Source organism: Oceanipulchritudo coccoides, assembly GCF_010500615.1.
In the GTDB taxonomy this organism is placed as follows: domain Bacteria; phylum Verrucomicrobiota; class Verrucomicrobiia; order Opitutales; family Oceanipulchritudinaceae; genus Oceanipulchritudo; species Oceanipulchritudo coccoides.
On sequence record NZ_JAAGNX010000003.1, the window covers coordinates 188,299 to 206,064 of the forward strand.

Annotated in this window: 17 protein-coding genes; 7 read left to right on the forward strand and 10 right to left on the reverse strand. The window is 53.7% G+C overall.

Going from position 1 to position 17,766, the window contains the following annotated elements:
• Positions 1 to 219: 219 nt before the first annotated feature.
• From G0Q06_RS11425 to G0Q06_RS11445, 5 genes are all read right to left on the reverse strand, one after another.
• Positions 220 to 1,005 (reverse strand): PEP-CTERM sorting domain-containing protein, encoded by a 786-nt coding sequence (locus G0Q06_RS11425; RefSeq protein ID WP_163966045.1) that lies wholly within the window; start codon positions 1,003 to 1,005, stop codon positions 220 to 222.
• A gap of 167 nt (positions 1,006 to 1,172) precedes the next feature.
• Positions 1,173 to 3,269 carry an endonuclease gene (locus tag G0Q06_RS11430; RefSeq protein WP_163966047.1) on the reverse strand — a complete coding sequence of 699 codons (2,097 nt, stop codon included), beginning with the start codon at positions 3,267 to 3,269 and terminating at the stop codon, positions 1,173 to 1,175.
• Between the two features lie 452 nt (positions 3,270 to 3,721).
• The gene (locus tag G0Q06_RS11435) at positions 3,722 to 5,590 is read right to left on the reverse strand and encodes a phosphoenolpyruvate carboxykinase (GTP) (RefSeq protein ID WP_163966048.1); all 1,869 of its coding nucleotides are present in this window, start codon (positions 5,588 to 5,590) and stop codon (positions 3,722 to 3,724) included.
• Between the two features lie 127 nt (positions 5,591 to 5,717).
• On the reverse strand, positions 5,718 to 5,990 hold the full coding sequence (locus G0Q06_RS11440; protein WP_163966050.1) for a hypothetical protein: 273 nt from the start codon (positions 5,988 to 5,990) through the stop codon (positions 5,718 to 5,720).
• On the reverse strand, positions 5,987 to 6,571 hold the full coding sequence (locus G0Q06_RS11445; protein ID WP_238710746.1) for a shikimate kinase: 585 nt from the start codon (positions 6,569 to 6,571) through the stop codon (positions 5,987 to 5,989). Before G0Q06_RS11445 ends, G0Q06_RS11440 begins: the two co-directional genes overlap by 4 nt.
• Positions 6,572 to 6,614: 43 nt before the next feature.
• On the opposite strand from G0Q06_RS11445, the gene G0Q06_RS11450 reads away from it, so the two are divergent.
• Together G0Q06_RS11450 and G0Q06_RS11455 are read left to right on the forward strand one after the other, a co-directional pair.
• Positions 6,615 to 7,058, forward strand: coding sequence for a bifunctional nuclease family protein (locus G0Q06_RS11450; RefSeq protein ID WP_163966051.1), 444 nt, complete (start codon positions 6,615 to 6,617; stop codon positions 7,056 to 7,058).
• Between the two features lie 5 nt (positions 7,059 to 7,063).
• Complete coding sequence (locus tag G0Q06_RS11455) at positions 7,064 to 8,125, forward strand: tRNA dihydrouridine synthase (protein ID WP_238710748.1); 1,062 nt, start codon at positions 7,064 to 7,066, stop codon at positions 8,123 to 8,125.
• Positions 8,126 to 8,236: 111 nt separating this feature from the next.
• Here G0Q06_RS11455 and G0Q06_RS11460 read toward each other — a convergent pair whose 3' ends face one another.
• Positions 8,237 to 8,911, reverse strand: coding sequence for a YggS family pyridoxal phosphate-dependent enzyme (locus G0Q06_RS11460; protein ID WP_238710762.1), 675 nt, complete (start codon positions 8,909 to 8,911; stop codon positions 8,237 to 8,239).
• Between the two features lie 106 nt (positions 8,912 to 9,017).
• Between G0Q06_RS11460 and G0Q06_RS11465 the strand changes: the two genes are divergently transcribed.
• On the forward strand, positions 9,018 to 9,971 hold the full coding sequence (locus tag G0Q06_RS11465; protein WP_163966054.1) for a LysR family transcriptional regulator: 954 nt from the start codon (positions 9,018 to 9,020) through the stop codon (positions 9,969 to 9,971).
• 241 nt (positions 9,972 to 10,212) lie between these two features.
• Here G0Q06_RS11465 and G0Q06_RS11470 read toward each other — a convergent pair whose 3' ends face one another.
• Positions 10,213 to 10,488, reverse strand: coding sequence for an HU family DNA-binding protein (locus tag G0Q06_RS11470; RefSeq protein WP_163966057.1), 276 nt, complete (start codon positions 10,486 to 10,488; stop codon positions 10,213 to 10,215).
• Positions 10,489 to 10,744: 256 nt separating this feature from the next.
• Positions 10,745 to 11,623, reverse strand: coding sequence for a CAF17-like 4Fe-4S cluster assembly/insertion protein YgfZ (gene ygfZ, locus G0Q06_RS11475; RefSeq protein ID WP_163966058.1), 879 nt, complete (start codon positions 11,621 to 11,623; stop codon positions 10,745 to 10,747).
• A gap of 90 nt (positions 11,624 to 11,713) precedes the next feature.
• On the opposite strand from ygfZ, the gene G0Q06_RS11480 reads away from it, so the two are divergent.
• The 4 genes from G0Q06_RS11480 to G0Q06_RS14910 all read left to right on the forward strand — a co-directional run bounded on the left by G0Q06_RS11480 (position 11,714) and on the right by G0Q06_RS14910 (position 16,296).
• Positions 11,714 to 12,778, forward strand: coding sequence for a 3-deoxy-7-phosphoheptulonate synthase (locus G0Q06_RS11480; protein WP_163966060.1), 1,065 nt, complete (start codon positions 11,714 to 11,716; stop codon positions 12,776 to 12,778).
• 111 nt (positions 12,779 to 12,889) lie between these two features.
• A complete protein-coding gene (locus tag G0Q06_RS11485; protein WP_163966062.1) occupies positions 12,890 to 15,031 on the forward strand; it encodes an ammonia-forming cytochrome c nitrite reductase subunit c552 in 2,142 nt (713 codons plus the stop codon).
• A gap of 27 nt (positions 15,032 to 15,058) precedes the next feature.
• Positions 15,059 to 15,445: an SET domain-containing protein-lysine N-methyltransferase gene (locus tag G0Q06_RS11490; protein WP_163966064.1), complete on the forward strand. Its 387-nt coding sequence runs from the start codon at positions 15,059 to 15,061 to the stop codon at positions 15,443 to 15,445.
• Positions 15,446 to 15,870: 425 nt separating this feature from the next.
• The gene (locus tag G0Q06_RS14910) at positions 15,871 to 16,296 is read left to right on the forward strand and encodes a transposase (protein WP_425496125.1); all 426 of its coding nucleotides are present in this window, start codon (positions 15,871 to 15,873) and stop codon (positions 16,294 to 16,296) included.
• 222 nt (positions 16,297 to 16,518) lie between these two features.
• On the opposite strand, the gene G0Q06_RS11500 is transcribed toward G0Q06_RS14910, so the two are convergent.
• Entirely contained in the window at positions 16,519 to 16,986 is a 468-nt protein-coding gene (locus G0Q06_RS11500) for a HyaD/HybD family hydrogenase maturation endopeptidase (RefSeq protein WP_163966070.1), read from the reverse strand.
• Positions 16,979 to 17,743, reverse strand: coding sequence for a Ni/Fe-hydrogenase, b-type cytochrome subunit (gene cybH / locus G0Q06_RS11505; RefSeq protein WP_163966073.1), 765 nt, complete (start codon positions 17,741 to 17,743; stop codon positions 16,979 to 16,981). The genes G0Q06_RS11500 and cybH overlap by 8 nt, the downstream gene beginning before the upstream one ends.
• Positions 17,744 to 17,766: the final 23 nt, after the last annotated feature.

Here is a 17,766-nt window from a genome sequence, read left to right on the forward strand (position 1 = left end):
AGGCAAGCCATCCGCCGACCATTCGCGAAATTCACGGGTCGGTAATCATCCATTTAACGATATTCTCGCCGATATATTCAATTTCATGCTCATTCGCAGGAAAAGATATGTGGCGAGCGAGTTTACCCCGCGATTTCGCGATCCTGTAAATCCAAATAAAAAGGGCCCCGGTGATAACCGGGACCCTTAAAAGGATAATTTAAAATAGAGCTACAAACTTTAGGCCTTGCGGCGGCGAACCATCACCAACCCAAGGGCCAGAAGGCCGATCAAAGCGGCGTAAGTTGACGGCTCGGGGACGACAGCACCGGTGATAACGAGGTTATCGACAGTGATTGTCTCGTTATTGGAGGAGTCTGACTGACGCAGAGCGAAGGAGTCCAAGTTCTCTCCCAAAAAGATCCCGGTTCCGACGATCGTTTCCGCTCCAACTGTCAATGAACCAATACCTGTGTCCAGATCGAACGCCAAGGTCACCGTGACGGGCGTGTTGAAGCTGAAGTCGGTGGTAAGGGTGGCCTCGGCGGTGCTACTGCCGGAGGCAATTCCAAGCGTGTAGTCACCCGCTCCAGTCGGCGCCTGAACATCCACTCGGGAGCGGAAGTTAAAAGACCCTTCCGTCATGAAGTGGGCGAAATACTCAAAATCAGTGCCGCCTATGACGGCATCGTCATTCACAGAAATATCGAATACGGCAGAGAGTACACCCGTGGATTGTGCAGCGAAACGAATGTGCGTATCCTCCGAAGGAACACCATGCTGAACAACGGCCGCCCCAGACGAAATCAATAAGTCGCCAGCAGTTCCGCTGTGGCTGGTCCAAACACTCCCTGGACCCGGCGTGGGAGAAGATGCTGTGAGAGACCCGTCCGCACGGTCAAAATTGTCAGCTGCGATTGTAAATTGCGCCGAAGCAAGGTTTGCAAATAGAGAAACCCCGACAAAAGCGACCGCTATCAGCTTAAAGTACGGATTCATAGAGAGAACAGTTTTCTTCAATTTCATGGTTATCAGTATGGTTGTGTGCGTATATGAGAAGATCGAACCTTTTACGGTTATTAAAACTTTAGAAGTCATTTGCTCCGTGTCCACAGCAAATTTGTTAAGATTGTGAAACACTGGGCCAAATTTCCCAGATTGCCCATGGCAAGCGGGCTAGAGGGCGAAAAAAATTATTCCCACTCGACACGCCAAAAGCGCTTCGAGCCTGGAGAGAGAGCCGGTGTAGCATACTCAAACTCCGTGTAGGTCCCTGAGGTAGTGGGGGTAGCGTCAATTTCCCAACCCGGCACCGTGGCCCAGCTCCCGGGGAGGAGCGTTGTACTGCTTTGGAGCTGAAGCTGCTCCGTAACGAGGTTGCTGACCGGCTCGTAAAAGTGCAGGATAACATTGCCCGATCCATCCTGCGCGAGCTCGACCGGACCCATCCCAACACCGATTGGTGAAGTATTGGTCAGAAAATGGAAGTAATTGGGCTGTCCATCGCCATTCAGGTCCGCATCCGGTCCCCAGACCGCGGGATTGAGCAGCTGCTCAAGGGTGAAGGTCTCAACCGCCCATTTCTCGTAACTGGTCTCCCCTGCCGGGAGCCAGATGGCATCGGCGAATTGATGAAAATCTGAAAACGGGTTGCGGTTACCCTGGGCGTAGATGGTGCTGCCGACCTGAACCCCGTTCTGGATGGCATCGCTGCGGGCGCGCTCGTAATCGGTCGGGGGAAAGAGCCGGTTCCATTCAAGCAGCGTTGTGAGGACGCCCATTTCGCTACCGGAAATGCCACTGTCGGCCAGCACAAGATTCGTAGTCGAGGAGTCCGATCCATCATAGCGCACCGCCATGTAGAGAATTGCTCGGGCAACAAGCCCCTTGTCACGATCGAGGGGTTCCCATGTGTCGGCACTTAAATCGTGGGTTGTTTCCGGGGCGAACGGATCGAAATCGAAGCTGCCCGTGGTATAATCAAAGGGGTAATTCGCGCGCTTGGAATTGACCCCGCTCTCGCAGGGGAACAGGTGATGGATATCGGAATTATCCGGCCCGGAAGAGTCCACCCCGCGTGACCGCGGCCAGACGTGCTCTTTATTCCAACTGCCGGAGCTTTTGGGAAGCTCGGCATTTGAGTACAGCAGGCGAATGTCGTTCGGGTCATTCTCCGACTCGTCGATAACCTCCATGATCTCGTTCAGATCGCTATATGAGATCACCGTATGGTTATCGATCAGGTTGTGTAACGTCGTTCGCAAGGTGATGCCGCTCAGCCCCTCGATTCCCGTGTAGTAGGCAAGGACCTCATTCGACGGAGGGGCGGGACCCGTGTCAGTTGTGAAATTCCATAGCGTCGTGCCGGTCAGCCCGCCGAAGGGATTGCTGGCAAGGTCGGCGACTGCCCCATTAGGAATTTGAATATAATAGGCCGTGCCCTCGGCAAGCTCCGCAACCGGGTCGATTATCAATGCATTGCCACTGACGCTGGCATTCGCAGAGCCCACTGTGAGCGATTCAACAATGGCATTGTTGCTGCCGAGATGGATGGTGATGTTGCCGCTTCCCGGCTGAATCAGCTCGGTGAAGGTGGCTGTCAGGTTGGAATCAACGGCGATCCCTGTTGAGTTATCCAATGGATCCAGACTGAAGATGCTGGGTGGAGTCAGGTCAGGCCCCCCGCCGCCCGTGGTGACCGTTCCGCTGATCCGCAAAGCAACTGAACCATCAAAGGCTTCCATGTCCAAACTCCCGCCGGTGCTCTCCGAATTAAAGGCAGCCAGCCTGAAGACAACCGAGTCGCCCGTGGAAACTGTCCCAATTACCCCGAGGCTCACATTGAGAAAATCCACTCCGCTTGCTGCATCCCCGTAATCGTGGGTCAACAAGGTCACTTCAACCCCGCCATTCACAGAGGCACGAATCTCAAAGTCATCGGGGCCGCTGCTGGAGCGGTCCAGTCGGATATCCATGGCAGTCAGAGCTATCTGCCGGTCGGGTGTTGTGATATCAAAGCCCCAAGTCCATACTTCGTTGTCGGCGACAGCATCCGCATATGAGGTATTGGACGGTTCCCAGCCTATGAAGTTGAAGGTGCTGCCGTTTGAGTTGAGATTGACTCCGCCGCCTGCGTCCAAGTCATCACCAGAAACGACCGCATTCACCACAGAAGGAGTAATGGGTGCAGTGAGAGCAGTGCCGTATTCGAGAATTACTTCAGCGTTAAGGAGGAATGGATTGAGGAATGCGAGAACAGCCGCAACCCGGAGAGGGTATTGAATTTTCATGGGGAGCCTAAAACGATTAATTATGTGCCTGAAAAAGGCCTAAGATAGTTGGGATTGAGATCAAAGGGATTCCGCCATGTCAATCTTCGCATTGGAACCGCACCACCTACCCAGGCATCCGTCCCCGCGTTGCGGGCGCTACCCACCCAGGCATCCGTCCCCGCGGTGCGGGCGCCACCCACCCAGGCATCCGTCCCCGCGGTGCGGGTCCGTCAACCTGGGCTACATCCTCCGGCCCGTTGGGCCATCTTTGAACATAGCCGCCCGAAGGGCTGGCATATCTAGCCCAGGTTGAGGGTTCCGCATTGCGGAGCCCGATGCCTGGGTGGCGGGGCGGAGCCCAAAAAAAAGGCCCCGGCACCATCCATCGCATAGGCGGGGACTTTGCCGGGGCCTCAGGGGGGCTAATGTTTCTCTCTAACCAATAAACAAACTACTAAGCTGAAATCGTTTTAGTATCGTGCAATGAGGAGGTCGCGTTGCCAGAGGAGCTCCTTCGGCAGGTGATCCCACAGTTTGAGGAACAGCTCCTCGTGGCCAAGGGTTTGCGTGAGCAGCGTCTCACTGTCGATTTTCATGAGCTCATCCCAATCCTCATCAGAAAATTCGAGTCCCTCCCAATCGAGGTCATCCTTGCGGGGCATCCAGCCAAGCGCGGTCTCCATTGCATGGCCATCGCCATTGACGCGCTGGACAATCCACTTGAGGACGCGGGTATTTTCGCCAAAGCCGGGCCAGAGCCACTTGCCGTCTTCCGTCTTGCGGAACCAATTGACGTGGAACATACGCGGCGGCTCGTTGATCGTCTTGCCCATCTTGAGCCAGTGACGAATGTAATCGCCCATGTGGTATCCACAGAAGGGAAGCATGGCAAACGGATCCCGGCGCATCGAGCCGACCTTGCCCTCCGCCGCAGCGGTCTGTTCCGAACCAACGGTTGCCCCGAGGTAAACCCCGTGCTGCCAATTGAAGCTCTGGAAAACCAGCGGGATCGTGGTCATGCGACGTCCACCAAAGACAATCGCACCCACTTCGACACCGGCCGGATTTTCCCATTCGGGATCAATGACCGGGCAATTGCGAGCCGGTGCGGTAAAGCGGCTGTTCGGGTGGCTTGAAAGGACCGGTTTGCCGTTGGCATCCTTGGTCCCCGGAGTCCAGTCGTTCCCTTTCCAGTCGATCAGGTGCTTCGGCGTCTCGCCGTCCATACCTTCCCACCAGACATCGCCATCATCTGTCAGGGCCACATTGGTGAAAATCGTGTCGCGGCCGCAGGATTCCAACGCCATCGGATTGGTCTCCATGCTGGTGCCCGGGGCTACCCCGAAAAATCCAGCTTCCGGATTAATTGCCCGCAACTTGCCTTCTTCGTCCGGCTTGATCCAGGCAATGTCGTCCCCGATACAGCTGACTTCCCAGCCTTGGTCCTTGAGCGGCTTTGGCGGGATGAGCATCGCGAAATTGGTCTTTCCACAGGCACTCGGGAAGGCGGCGGTGACATAAGTCTTGCGACCCTGTGGATCCTTCACACCGAGAATAAGCATGTGCTCGGCCATCCAGCCCTCGACGCGGGCAATCGTACTTGCAATCCGCAGGGCAAAGCACTTTTTCCCGAGCAGGGCGTTGCCACCGTATCCCGAACCAATTGAGAGAATGGTCTTATCTTCCGGAAAGTGCGCAATATAGGTGTTTTCCGGGTTGCAAGGCCATGGCACGTCATCTTCCGGCTTGTTGATCGGCGAGCCGACCGAATGGATACACCGGACATAGTCGCGGCTGTCACCAAGGACATCATAAATGCCCTTCGAGACGCGCGTCATGATGCGCATATTGACGACCACGTATGCAGAATCGGAGATTTCAATACCGATTTTGGAAATGGGTGATCCGACCGGCCCCATGCTGAAGGGAATGATATACATCGTGCGGCCCTTCATGCATCCGTCGGACAGCTCGTTCATCTTTTTCTTCATCTTCTCCGGATCCATCCAGTTGTTGGTTGGTCCGGCATCATCCTTTGAGGGTGAGCAGATAAAGGTGCGGCTTTCCACGCGGGCCACATCCTTCGGGTCGGAACGGAAAAGGTAACTGTTGGGGCGCTTCTCTTCGTTCAGCTTGATGGCATGGCCCTTGGAGACCATCATCTTGAAGAGGGCCTGGGCTTCTTCCTCGCTGCCGTCCACCCAATGGACTCGATCCGGCTTGAGGAGGCGGGTAATGCGGTCAACCCAGCGGAGGACGTCCTTGTTTTCTGTAAGGGGCGTCGCGTTGAGGGGGTAATCGCAGCCGGGGGCGATTGTTTCTTTGGTCGTGTCGCTCATTGTACTTTTGGGTTTCGAATTTGGAGTGAATAGAAAAGGAGCGTTAATTCTTAAATTAACATTACTAATCCTGAAGCTGCATTTCGTTTAGAAATACTAATCACCCCTGTCAAGCCCATTAGGAATTTTAGGCCCCTGAATTCTCTTTTCGCTTATGTGCCTGGACCACCAGGGCCACAAAGCTGATTCCCGGTGCCCAGATGAGAGCGAGAAAGCCTCCGTCAAAGAGCCCGTTGCGGATCAATTCGCCAAGCGTGAAATCCATATTCCAAAGCATACCGACCAAAACAAATAGCACCGCTCCACAAAGCGCTCCAGCAAGCGTGATGGCAGCTGTGAGGAGCAGAAACCGGATGAGGATGTTCAAGGCAAGGCCGGCGTATGACAACAGCCCCTTCATCTTAACCGCAATTCACGCCGATAGATCCGGGTGATGTTACTGACAACCTCGGCGATGCCTCTTCCATCCGTTGTGACCCCAATTCCCGTCTTCATATAAATTGGCTCCCGCTCGGCCATTAGTTCCGTGATGCGCTCCTCGGGATTTTCCACATTCAGCAAGGGGCGCTTTGGATTGCCGATGGTTCGGGCCATGATGGTTTCCGGGCGAGCAAAGAGACAGACCACAACCCCTTTTTGCTTCAGTAAATCGCTCATGCCCGGCTGGACCGGAAGGCCGCCTCCACACGCCACGACAACCCCGGTCTCCGGATGCCCCGTTTCGACAAACTCCCGTTCGAGTTCACGGAACCGGGCCTCCCCGTCTTCCTTAAAAATCTTTGAAATGGATTTTCCAGCGACTTGCTCGATGGCCCAGTCCGAGTCAATAAACTGCATCCGCATCGCCCGGGCCAGATTACGCCCGACGGCGCTCTTGCCGACTCCCATGAAGCCGATCAGATAAATATTGGGCTGGCCTTTGCCTTGCATACGAAAATTCCTGAGGGAGAGCTGCCCATCCTTCAAGCGTCTTTTCTGCATCACTCGCTTGCGTCTACAGGGCAACCTGCCATATAACTGATGCATGGATAATGATGTAATCAAGGTCACCATTAAAGGGGTCATGCCGACCTCCAACGGCTGTGCCTTGTTTATTGGCCCGGAGGAAAAGACATTTATCATATATGTCGATTCCCAGATCGGGAACACCATCTCCATGATCATTAACGATGTCGACCGCGAGCGTCCCATCACCCATGACCTGATCAGCAATGTTTTCGTGGCCCTCGGGGTCAGCCTGCAGCGTGTTATTATCAATGACGTCAAGGACCGCACCTTCTACGCGCGCATGATTTTGAAAATGGAGAATGAGCTCGAGGCGAAAATCTGCGAGATTGATTCACGTCCGAGCGATGCCATTGCCCTCGCCCTGCACGACGAGCGCCCCATTTACGTATCGCATAAGGTTCTCGAATCCGAAGAGGACATGACCGAGCTACTTGAGCGGATACTCAAGGAACAGGGCTGATCCGGATGTCGCACCCGCTTCCCCTGCCCGACCCTCTCGAGCCCGGTAGCCTGCCAACCGCCCTCGCCCCTATGCAGGATGTGACTGATCTCACATTCATGCGCCTTCTGGGACAATACGGGGTGCCCGATTATTTTTTCACCGAGTATTTCCGGGTACACGGGCACTCCACTCTCGACCAGCCGATTGTTGATTCCATCCTGCACCACGACACCGGTCGCCCGGTTTTCGCCCAAATGATTGGCGAAGACACCTTCCACTTGAAAAGGACCGCGCAGGCCCTGCAGGACTTGCCCATCGCCGGGGTTGATCTCAACATGGGGTGTCCCGCACCGAAAATTTACCGGAAAAATGTCGGCGGCGGCCTGCTGCGGGATCCCGATTCTGTAGAATCAATCTTTGCCACCCTGCGGGAAACCTGCAAGGGGCGCTTCACCGTCAAAATGCGGATCGGTTTTGAGGATGATCGCCACTACAAGGCAATCCTTGACCTGGTGAATGAATATGGAGTGGACGCCCTCAGCATCCACGGCAGGACAGTTAAACAAATGTACCGGGGTGATGTGGATTACGAGCGGATCCAGCTCGCCGTGGAACACGTGAATTGCCCCGTTTTTGCCAATGGAAATATTTTCTCTGCGAAAAAGGCGAAGCGGGTCCAAGAGAGCACCGGTTGCCACGGAGTCATGATCGGGCGCTCGGCCATCCGTAATCCATGGATTTTCCGGCAGATCCGCGAAGACGGGACTAAACCCACATTCACCCCTCTCCTGCGGGATGTGCGGGCCTATATTGATGACCTGTGGAAAGCAGCTGAACGACCGGGACTACCCGATCGCAACCGCCTGAACCGAATGAAGAAATTCCTCAACTTTGTCGGTCAGGGTGTTGATCCCGATGGACGCTTTCTTCATGAGATGCGACGGGGTCGTGAAGTGAAGGACTTTTTCGATATTTGTGATCGCCACCTCCTAATCGATGGTCGCGGAGAGCAGCCCTTCGCTGCCGAACCATACGAGGGGGTGCACGCCCGCCCAAATCACGAGGACGAATCCTGCCGACTCTGAATTGCTACGCAGGGTCCATCATCACCACCCAGGCATCCATCCCCGCGCTGCGGGTCCGTCAGCCTGAGCTACGTATTCTGGCCCATTGCGCCATCTCTCAATCCGTAAGCCCTATTCCCGCGCCCCGAATAATGCCGTACCGACCCGGATCAGCGTGCTGCCTTCCTCAATGGCCCACTCCAGATCGCCTGTCATGCCCATGGAGAGAACGGGCAAGGCCAGACCGCTTCCGGCAGATAACCGGTCACGCAGTTCACGCAAGCGGCTGAAGGTGCAACGAATGCGAGCCTCCTCCTCCGTCAGCTCACCGATTGTCATGAGCCCCTCAAGCTCAAGGTGCTGAGTCTGCTGGATGGCCTCGACAAGGGAAGCTGCCTCGGCCACCTCACAACCATGCTTGGCCGGATCCTCACCCACATTCACCTGCAGCAAGACCCGCAAGCGCGCTTTGCCCAAGTCCGCGCAATGGCGCTCGAAGGCATTCACGAGCTTGAGACGGTCCAAGGTCTGGATCCGGTCAGCATGCTCGACAGCAAGGCGGGCTTTGTTGCTTTGCACCGGACCAATCAATTCCCAGCAGGCGGAAGGATCATCGACCTGCGGATGCTTGCGGGCAAGCTCCTGCACCCGGTTTTCCCCCAGATGCTTCAACCCCGCTTCCAGGGCCCAGTGCGTCGCTTCCAGCGGATGTGTCTTCGTCACAGCCATTAGCGATACTTCTTGCGCGGACCGTCCACAGCGCTGGCAGGCCTTGGCCATCCGCTCAAGGACCTGCTCTGTATTCATTATGAACTGCTTACGTGACTCCATACTTCAATAAATATCATTAAATTGTTGCGATAAGTAAAATTAATATTTACAAAAGTAATCTACTCCAATATCAGAAAAATTTATGCACATTGAAAACTTTAAGATTTTTTCGGATCTGGTCGAAAGCCAGTCATTTTCCAGAGCGGCAAAGCTCAACGGGGTGACCCAATCCGCGGTCAGCCAGCAGCTCCGTGCCATGGAAAAGCACTTTGCGGTGCTCATCGTTGACCGGAGCCAGAAGCAGTTTCGCCTCACGCGTGAGGGCCATAAACTGTACGACAGCGCAAAGGAAATCCTGCACCGGTATGACAAGCTGACTTCCGAGCTCCAGGAAATGAAGAAGGTCATAAGCGGGACCATACACATCTCCACAATTTATAGCATCGGATTGCACGAGTTGCCACCCTACATCACAAAATTCCTCAAGGAATACCCATCCGTGAACGTGCGTGTGGAATACCGCCGCTCAAATCTTGTCTATGAGGATATTATCCATAATTCGGTAGACCTGGGCCTGATCGCCTACCCCAACAAAACACGGCAATTGGATGTGATCCCCTTCCTCGAAGATCGATTGGTGCTCATCTGCAATCCAGACAATCCTCTCAGCAAGAAGAAGACTGTCACAATCGAAGACCTCGCAGGACAAAATTTCATTGGTTTCGACCAGGACATCCCGACCCGAAAGGCCACCGACCAGATGTTCCGTGACCACAAGGTCGATGCCGAGCCGGTGATGGAGTTTGACAATATTGAAACCGTCAAACGGGCCGTTGAGATCAATGCCGGTATCTCCATCGTCCCATCGGCAACGGTTAAGCAGGAAGTGAAACAGGATCTGCTCAAAGCTATTCCCATCAAGGGGACCAATGTGGTCCGCCCTCTGGCCATTATTCACCGAAAAGGCCGGGTGCTCACCCCTGCCATGAAGAAATTCATATCCACCTTGACCGGAAAGCCCTACAAGGATGAATCCGAAACCAAGGAGAAGGCATCGAAGCCAAAGGCCGATAAGAAGGCCAAGGCCGCTTCCTAAGACAGCTTGAAAAGCAAAACGCGGCATTGGCCGTAGTAATTTAAAAGCCGGTCGGGTACCCCATCCCGACCGGCTTATTTATTACCCCAATATAGTATGTAACCAAACCAATGTTACACCCGATAGATTAAGCATTGGCCGTGCCAATTACCTCGGTCCACGAGAAATAGACAGCATGGCACAAAAAAAGCCCGTGGGGGGGTAACCACGGGCCTTTGAAATGGTGTCTTAGGGAATTAGATTAAATCTTTTCCTTGAGGCTGGCACCAACCTTGAACTTGACCGTCTTGCTGGCCTTGATCTTGATTTTTTCGCCGGACTGCGGATTGATACCCATGCGGGCAGCGCGCTTGGCCACCTTGAAGGTGCCAAAACCAATGAGCTGGACTTCCTTGTCCTTCTTCAGTCCTTTTTCGATGCCATCAATGACAGCGGCAACAGCGCGTTCGGCGGCTGCTTTGGATGTGTCACCACCCAGCGTTTTTTGTACGGATTCTACCAATTGAGCTTTATTCATTTAGGTTCCTTTTTCGTATGTTATTGATTACGGAGTGAACAGGCTCAACCAATTAAGAAAGTGTCAATTCGTCAACGGAATTTTTTGCGAAATGAGCATTTTTTTAAAGCGGGGGTTCTCCCCTATCCCTTTTGTGATGCGGAATCGCTCGCGACGGGGTGCCCGAAAGCTTTGACTATGGGGTGCTCAGGACGCCGCACGGCCTCAGCCTTTAAGGTTTCGAGCCTCGGGCGGAGTGGTCTTTTGGCTTTCCGGATCACGAGGAAGCAAGGGTGGAAACCTCCAGATTGAGGCCACCCATGCCAAGTCGCCCATCCTCATAACGTGACTTGAGCCATCCGATACCCTGAAAGGTGTCGTGACTTTTCACTACAGAGGTAATTGCGCCGATCTCCCGTCCGTTGTCCTCCAGCATGAATGGTACACGGGGAGCAGCTCCACGGCCGGATACGGCAATAAACCGCCTGGAGAGACGCCCCAAACGATGCACACGGGCAACAACCTCTTGTCCGAGGTAACAACCCTTGTCAAAGGAGAGCGGCGAAATGAGGTTTGCTTCAAGCGAATTAAACTTTCCCGGTGTAATATCCACAGGCAAAAAAGGGATGCCCGACTTGATGCGGATTGCTTCGACATCATCTTCATAAACCTCCTCTACCTCGAATGGCAGTGCCACGGTGGAAGGGATGAGGCAATCCACCGTAACTGGACCGCATCGTCTGCCTGGATAGAAATATGAACCGGATTCCTCATTGAAAACATTGTCTTCTTCCCCGGGCATGCAGTCGCGGGGGAGCAAAGCTATCGAGTCAGGCAAGACCGAGAGGAGATTCCATTTATCCGTTTCATCAGCTATTTCAACATCGTCGGCGATGATGTGCCGGTCAAATTTGCTCACCAGATCGACAGCAGGAGTCAGGTAGGAAATAAGCAGGCACTCCTCGGCGGAGACTTTCAGGACATGGGAATCTCCATGGATCAGGCCCTTGTGGTCAAGCCATAGGGTGTAGCGACAAATTCCTATCGGCCCACGCAGGTCGGCGGTCCCCTGACTTTGAAGAAAATCAACATGGTCCTCACCGGTAAAACGGAGAACAGCAGATGGCTTGGTTAAATAAGCACGAATCAATTCCATCTATTACTATAGACAAAACAAGGCGGCGCTTCAACCACTAGGGAGAAAATTCGTCTTGCCCGGCGCGCGATCCGACCCACCCTACGCCAAATGAGTTCAACTGCCCGACAAGTCTCCGATGTCAATATTCTCGACAGTGCGGTCCTGCCCGCTCCCGAGTACCTCTGCCGCGAGCTACCCCGTAGCGCGGAAACTGCCAACTTTGTGGCATCTGCCAGGGAGGCCATCCACAAGATCCTGTTTGGCGATGATCAGCGCCTTCTCGTCATTGTCGGGCCTTGTTCTATCCACGACCCGGAGGCTGGGCTGGAATACGCCCGGAAGCTCGTCAAGCTGAAGGAGGAACTGCAGGACCGCCTTTATATCGTGATGCGAGTCTATTTTGAAAAGCCGCGAACAACCGTTGGCTGGAAGGGCCTGATCATGGATCCCGATCTGGACGGCAGTTGCAACCTCCCAAAAGGATTGAAGACGGCACGGCAGTTTCTCAATGATGTTCTTTCCTTGAATCTGGCCACGGCAACGGAGCTGCTGGATCCGATCACCCCGCAATATATCTCCGACCTGATCTGCTGGTCTGCCGTGGGCGCACGGACGACTGAGTCGCAGACACACCGTCAGATGGCCTCCGGCCTTTCCATGCCATTGGGTTTTAAAAATGCAACCAGCGGGGATACCACAGTTGCCATCAACGCCATTCGTGCTGCCTCCCAGTCACAGACTTTTCTAGGCATCAGCCATCAGGGGCTCGCCTCGGCCCTGACGACCCGGGGAAATCCAAATTGCCACCTCATCCTGAGAGGGGGTAATGGACTGACCAATTACGACGAGAAATCAATCCACTCCGCAACGGAAGCCCTTCAGAAAAATGGCCTGCTGCCGTGCATCATGGTCGACTGTAGCCATGACAACAGTGGAAAAGACCCGAACAAGCAACCGGATGTGATGCAATCGGTCACCCGTCAGGCGGTCCAACCGGAGTCCCCGATCATGGGTGTCATGTTGGAAAGTAATCTCATTGGAGGAAATCAGGCCTTTCCACGACCGCTGGATGAACTCACTTATGGCCAATCCATTACAGATGGCTGTGTTGGATGGGACGCGACTGAGGAAACTCTCAGAAAGACCTATGCGGCCCTGAAAGAGCGCTTCTAGCTTCGTTTCAACCCATAGGGGTTTTCTTGGAAAATTGGCTCAATCTGCAGATTGAAAGCGGGCTGCATCTTGTATTGCAAAAATCCGCCCGCCAAATTTCAATTCACCCGTATGTCCAATGTCCGCCTGTCAAAACCCCTGCTGATTGCGATAGCTCTGCTTGTTCTCTCCACCGTTGGTATCCTTTTTTATTATAGCCCCGACTCGTCCGTCTCGGAGGCCCCGGAAGTAGAGGCCATCCTGACACAGTTTGATTCACCCGGTAAACTTCACGCGGACCCCGCCAACTGCATCGAATGCCATCGGGAAATCACGGAGGCATGGGAGACTTCTCATCACGCATTGGCGAATGCTCCGCTGTCCGATGTCGACAGGGACCGTCTCCTGAATGTGTCAGACGAACTTGTCCAGGCGCGGGGCATCAATTGGAAATCGCAAAAGAGCCTGCCCATTATGGAAGAACCGGGCCTTCCGGAATACCCCGTCATTGGCTCCATCGGCCTGACTCCTCTCATCCAGTATCTCCATCTCGCTCCTGACGGACGCCTTCAAGCGCATGACGTGGCTTGGGATGTGGAGAAAAAGGAGTGGTTCTCTGTCTTCGAGCTTGATGACAAGGACGAGGAAACCCCGCGCATGAGCGGCGAATGGGGACATTGGACCGGCCAGGGAATGAATTGGGACGCCAATTGCGCCTACTGCCACATGACAGAGTACCATAAAAAGTACGATGTGGATGAGAACATTTACAAGCGCAAATGGTCACATATGGGGATCACGTGTGCGCAGTGCCATCCAAATATGGATGTTCACATGGATCAAATTCATAATGGTAACAATGCATTCGTGGAAACCCTCTCGCCTGAGCAAATCATGGAAACCTGCGCCACCTGCCATGCACGGCGTGAAGAACTGACCAAGGAAGGCTTCCGACCGGGTGATGAATTCGAAGATCACTACGAACTCACCCTCGCCAGTGTTCCCGGCATTTACCATCCAGACGGACAGGTCATCGGGGAAAACTACGTCTACGGCTCCCTTATGATGAGCAAGATGGGGCACGCCGGCGTGACCTGTATGGATTGCCATGATCCACACACCAATGGACATATCCTTCCTTTTGAAAATAATGCGCTCTGTATGCGTTGCCACGGCAGCGGCCTCAACGATGCCCCTAAAATCAACCCGACGGCCCATAGTCGACACAAGACTGACTCAACGGGCAACCAATGTGTGGAGTGTCACATGCCGGTCACCTATTTCATGGGGCGTGACGGTCGTCGCGACCACTCATTCAGTAATCCTGATCCGCAATTGACAATCGAGATGGGAGTCCCGAATGCCTGCACACAGTGCCACAACACTCAATCCAACGAATGGGCAAAGCGTTATACCGACGAGTGGTACGGACCGGAGATGAACGCCGACAGGCGAACCAAGGCCGCTCTCATGCGGGACTTGTTTGCTGGGACAACCGGCGCGGACGCACGCCTCCGGGCAGCTATCGATACCGAGAAAAACCGGTTCTGGAAATCGACCTTTATCTCCATGCTTCAGTACACCCCACCCGATCAGGAAAATTTCCAAGTACTCGTGGGTGCAGTATCAGATCCCGACCCCATGGTCCGCTCAACCGCTGTACGCACAGTCGGATTGGATTCCTTGGGCCCGGAAACCGGCCAGTCTCTCATGACAGATCCGTCCCGCTCTGTCAGGATTTCCGCTGCCATTTCAAACGGTGGCATGCGGACGGCAACACAGGATCATGAAGCCGAATTAAAGGAATATCTTGAACACACTGCGGATTCCCCAATGGGAGCGCTGCGGCTTTCCGGCTATTGGCAAAGCCGTGGGAATATCGATAAGGCCGCCATGTTCGCCCGTCGGTCAACAGAATTTGAACCTCTCAATCCGGAAGTCTGGCGTGTTTCGGCAGTTGCCTTACATGGAATGGGCAAATCGGCCGAGGCTGTGGAGTCCCTTGAGAAAGGTCGGACGATAGCTCCGGAGAACCCCGATATCCTCTTCAACCTCGGATTGATTCATTATGAACTGGGAGACCCCAACAAGGCGCTTTCCCACCTCAACGCTGCTGTTGAGGCAGATCCGCAGTTTGAGTCAGCGTGGTACAATATGATCCTCCTGTACTGGCAACTTGAGGAACGGGAAACCGCAATGGCAAAGCTACAGGGCGCCCTCGAGGCAATCCCGCAGGGCCAACGCCTGCGCCAGCTTGCTGGATCACTGCGCTGATCCATTCGATATCCCGAAACAAAACAAATGCCACGGCCCAAAAGTTACTCCGCTGATGATTTTGAGGTCCGTAGATCGACAATTCCGGGCGCGGGCCTGGGGCTCTTTTCCAAGGTTCATATCGGATTGGAGGAAACGATCGGGCAATACACCGGCGAGATCATCACATGGGATGAATTGTTGGCGGGTAAGTATTCAGGATCCCACTACATCATGGCCTTGACTTCGAAGTTCCTTGTTGTGGGGGAAGGACCGAAAGCCAACTACACACGCTACATCAACCACTCAACCTCCCCCAATGCCACCATGATCATTTCCACCCGCTGGAAATCCGCCCGCATCGAGGCTGTTGAGCCTATCTCCCCGGGCGAGGAGATCTTCTTCAACTACGGAGAGGATTATTGGTCGGCTTAATGAGTCATACTCAATGGAGTCGGGCCTTTCAGGCCCGGTTACGCCGCTACCGGCGCTGAAGCGCCGACTCAAAACCGCACTCAATGCACCCAATAGAGTCGGGCCTTTCAGGCCCGGTTCCGCTGCTACCGGCGCTGAAGCGCCGACTCAGGACCACGATGTTCCATCCTTCTTAATTACATCATCTAGTCGAATTCAGGCAATTAATCCAGTTGCTTGACCCGTCTATATGCCTGCGTTTTGAAATGATGTACAACTGGAAAAGTTATACTCTCCAGGAAAAACAACACATCTTAAAATTGCGTATGCTTAGCGGGTATCCTGCCCATGAAATTCCGCATTTTCACGATGGATGTAGCGGATATTTTTCCATTACCAGCAGTAACTATTTTCACCAAAAAATCATGGGAAGTTCATCTAAACGAATGACAGAATTTCTTGATGAATTATTCCAATGTGTTTCAGCAGTCGACTTTCAGATACACGCTTACTGCCTCCTTCCAAACCATTACCACCTTTTGGTTGAGGGAGATCGGGTTGAAAGACTTCGAAAGTCAATTGGATTGCTGCACGGAAGGAGTTCCTACTATTGGAATGGTGAGGATAATACACGAGGGAGAAAAGTCTGGTACCGCACTTTTGACCGGCTGATCCACACGCAGAGACACTTTTATACAACCCTGAACTATCTTCACTACAATCCTGTTAAGGACGGCTATTGCACTAAAATGACAGAGTGGCCGTGGTCTAGTGTGAAGGCATTCGTCAAGGAAGTCGGCCGAAAGAAAGCAGCCGAGATTTGGCAGGCCTACCCTCCTGCAGAAAGCCATCTAAAGGAACTATTACAATGAGTCGGGGCAACGGAGTCGGGCCTTTCAGGCCCGGTCACCCTGCTACCGGCGCTGAAGCGCCGACTCAAAACCGCACTCAATGCACCCAATAGAGTCGGGCCTTTCAGGCCCGGTCACCCCGCTACCGGCGCTGAAGCGCCGACTCAAAAACGCACTCAATGCACCCAATAGAGTCGGGCCTTTTAGGCCCGGTTACGGAGCTACCAGCGCTGAAGCGCGGACTCAGGGTAGCACTTCGTTTAAAGCGAGGAGCTGGCGTACCTTCTCACAAACTTGGGGAACTGACGCCTTCACAGCTGGAGACAGCTCCAGTTCCATGGGTTTGAGCTCCTCAATGGAGACAGTGACTACGGTCATTTGTGGAAGGGGTCCAGTCAGCGCGGCGGCGCCAATAAGATCCTTCAGCCCGATATCATGAGCCCCCAGGCTTGGTGGAAAGTCAGACGGAAGCCTCGGGGTGAACTCTTGTATTGTCCCGACCCGTTCCCCGTCACGGGTGGCATCGATCAAAATGATCCGTTTGTAATCGCTGAAATAGCTGAGCAGATGAAAACCGCCCGTACCACCATCAAGCAGGTGAACATGTTCCGGCCACTCCATCTCCTCAAGGGCTCGAACCACATGCACGCCGACGCCCTCATCTCCTACAAGCAAATTTCCCACCCCGAGAATGAGGATGGGTTCAATCATTTTTTGGCTTCTTGATCAGCGGCGATTTCCTCACCACTTCGACCTCGTCATCTTCATCTAATTCGAGAAATTTCCATCCACCGACCATCGAGGACATGATACCATGCCCTTCAACATAATCGTGATAGAAAACCAGATACACATGGATCAAGGTGAAGAGAATAAAGAACCACATGGCGATGTAATGCCATTGCCTCAATGCATAATCACTGCCGAAGAGGGTGACCACCCATGTGAAGAGTTGGGGAAACCAGGCATTGCTCATTGGCGCGTACAGCCCAAAGCCGCTGATCACTTGAAACAGGAATACCAGAAACATCACGAAGTAGGTAAAGTATGCCAGCTGGTTGTGTCCCATGGCATGAATTGGCCGATTTCGTGACTGGAAAATATCGACCAGGAGAACTCTCCACACCTTTTTGATCTGCATGGTGCTGTGGGGGATAAAATGCTTCCAGTTGGCGTACTGGTTACCCACAAACCCCCAGTAGATCCGGAAGACAAAGTTGAAGAAGAACACATAAGCCGTGGCAAAGTGGATGAACCGTGTCGTCCCAAACCAGTAACTGTAGGATGCCTCCGCCGCACTGGTAATTGCCGGTGGATGCGCAATCAGGATTCCGGTCAAGGTAAGAACAAGTATACACAAGGCATTGATCCAGTGGAACCATCGTACAGGCAACTCCCATACATAGACACGCTTGTAGCCATGGTCATGGTCGTACCCGTGTGAGGTGAGTGAATTTGCGTGGGCCATGCTCTTCCTCCTTTCGTCGATTC

Bases quoted from the DNA above. Each gene is read 5' to 3' on its own strand.
- G0Q06_RS11445 (WP_238710746.1), bottom strand. From the start codon at position 6,571: ATGCAGAAAAGACGCTTGAAGGATGGGCAGCTCTCCCTCAGGAATTTT.
- G0Q06_RS11465 (WP_163966054.1), top strand. From the start codon at position 9,018: ATGCACATTGAAAACTTTAAGATTTTTTCGGATCTGGTCGAAAGCCAG.
- cybH (WP_163966073.1), bottom strand. From the start codon at position 17,743: ATGGCCCACGCAAATTCACTCACCTCACACGGGTACGACCATGACCAT.
- G0Q06_RS11490 (WP_163966064.1), top strand. From the start codon at position 15,059: ATGCCACGGCCCAAAAGTTACTCCGCTGATGATTTTGAGGTCCGTAGA.
- G0Q06_RS11450 (WP_163966051.1), top strand. From the start codon at position 6,615: ATGGATAATGATGTAATCAAGGTCACCATTAAAGGGGTCATGCCGACC.
- G0Q06_RS11440 (WP_163966050.1), bottom strand. From the start codon at position 5,990: ATGAAGGGGCTGTTGTCATACGCCGGCCTTGCCTTGAACATCCTCATC.
- ygfZ (WP_163966058.1), bottom strand. From the start codon at position 11,623: ATGGAATTGATTCGTGCTTATTTAACCAAGCCATCTGCTGTTCTCCGT.
- G0Q06_RS11425 (WP_163966045.1), bottom strand. From the start codon at position 1,005: ATGAAATTGAAGAAAACTGTTCTCTCTATGAATCCGTACTTTAAGCTG.
- G0Q06_RS11485 (WP_163966062.1), top strand. From the start codon at position 12,890: ATGTCCAATGTCCGCCTGTCAAAACCCCTGCTGATTGCGATAGCTCTG.
- G0Q06_RS11435 (WP_163966048.1), bottom strand. From the start codon at position 5,590: ATGAGCGACACGACCAAAGAAACAATCGCCCCCGGCTGCGATTACCCC.
- G0Q06_RS11480 (WP_163966060.1), top strand. From the start codon at position 11,714: ATGAGTTCAACTGCCCGACAAGTCTCCGATGTCAATATTCTCGACAGT.
- G0Q06_RS11470 (WP_163966057.1), bottom strand. From the start codon at position 10,488: ATGAATAAAGCTCAATTGGTAGAATCCGTACAAAAAACGCTGGGTGGT.
- G0Q06_RS11500 (WP_163966070.1), bottom strand. From the start codon at position 16,986: ATGATTGAACCCATCCTCATTCTCGGGGTGGGAAATTTGCTTGTAGGA.
- G0Q06_RS14910 (WP_425496125.1), top strand. From the start codon at position 15,871: ATGACAGAATTTCTTGATGAATTATTCCAATGTGTTTCAGCAGTCGAC.
- G0Q06_RS11455 (WP_238710748.1), top strand. From the start codon at position 7,064: ATGTCGCACCCGCTTCCCCTGCCCGACCCTCTCGAGCCCGGTAGCCTG.
- G0Q06_RS11460 (WP_238710762.1), bottom strand. From the start codon at position 8,911: ATGAATACAGAGCAGGTCCTTGAGCGGATGGCCAAGGCCTGCCAGCGC.
- G0Q06_RS11430 (WP_163966047.1), bottom strand. From the start codon at position 3,269: ATGAAAATTCAATACCCTCTCCGGGTTGCGGCTGTTCTCGCATTCCTC.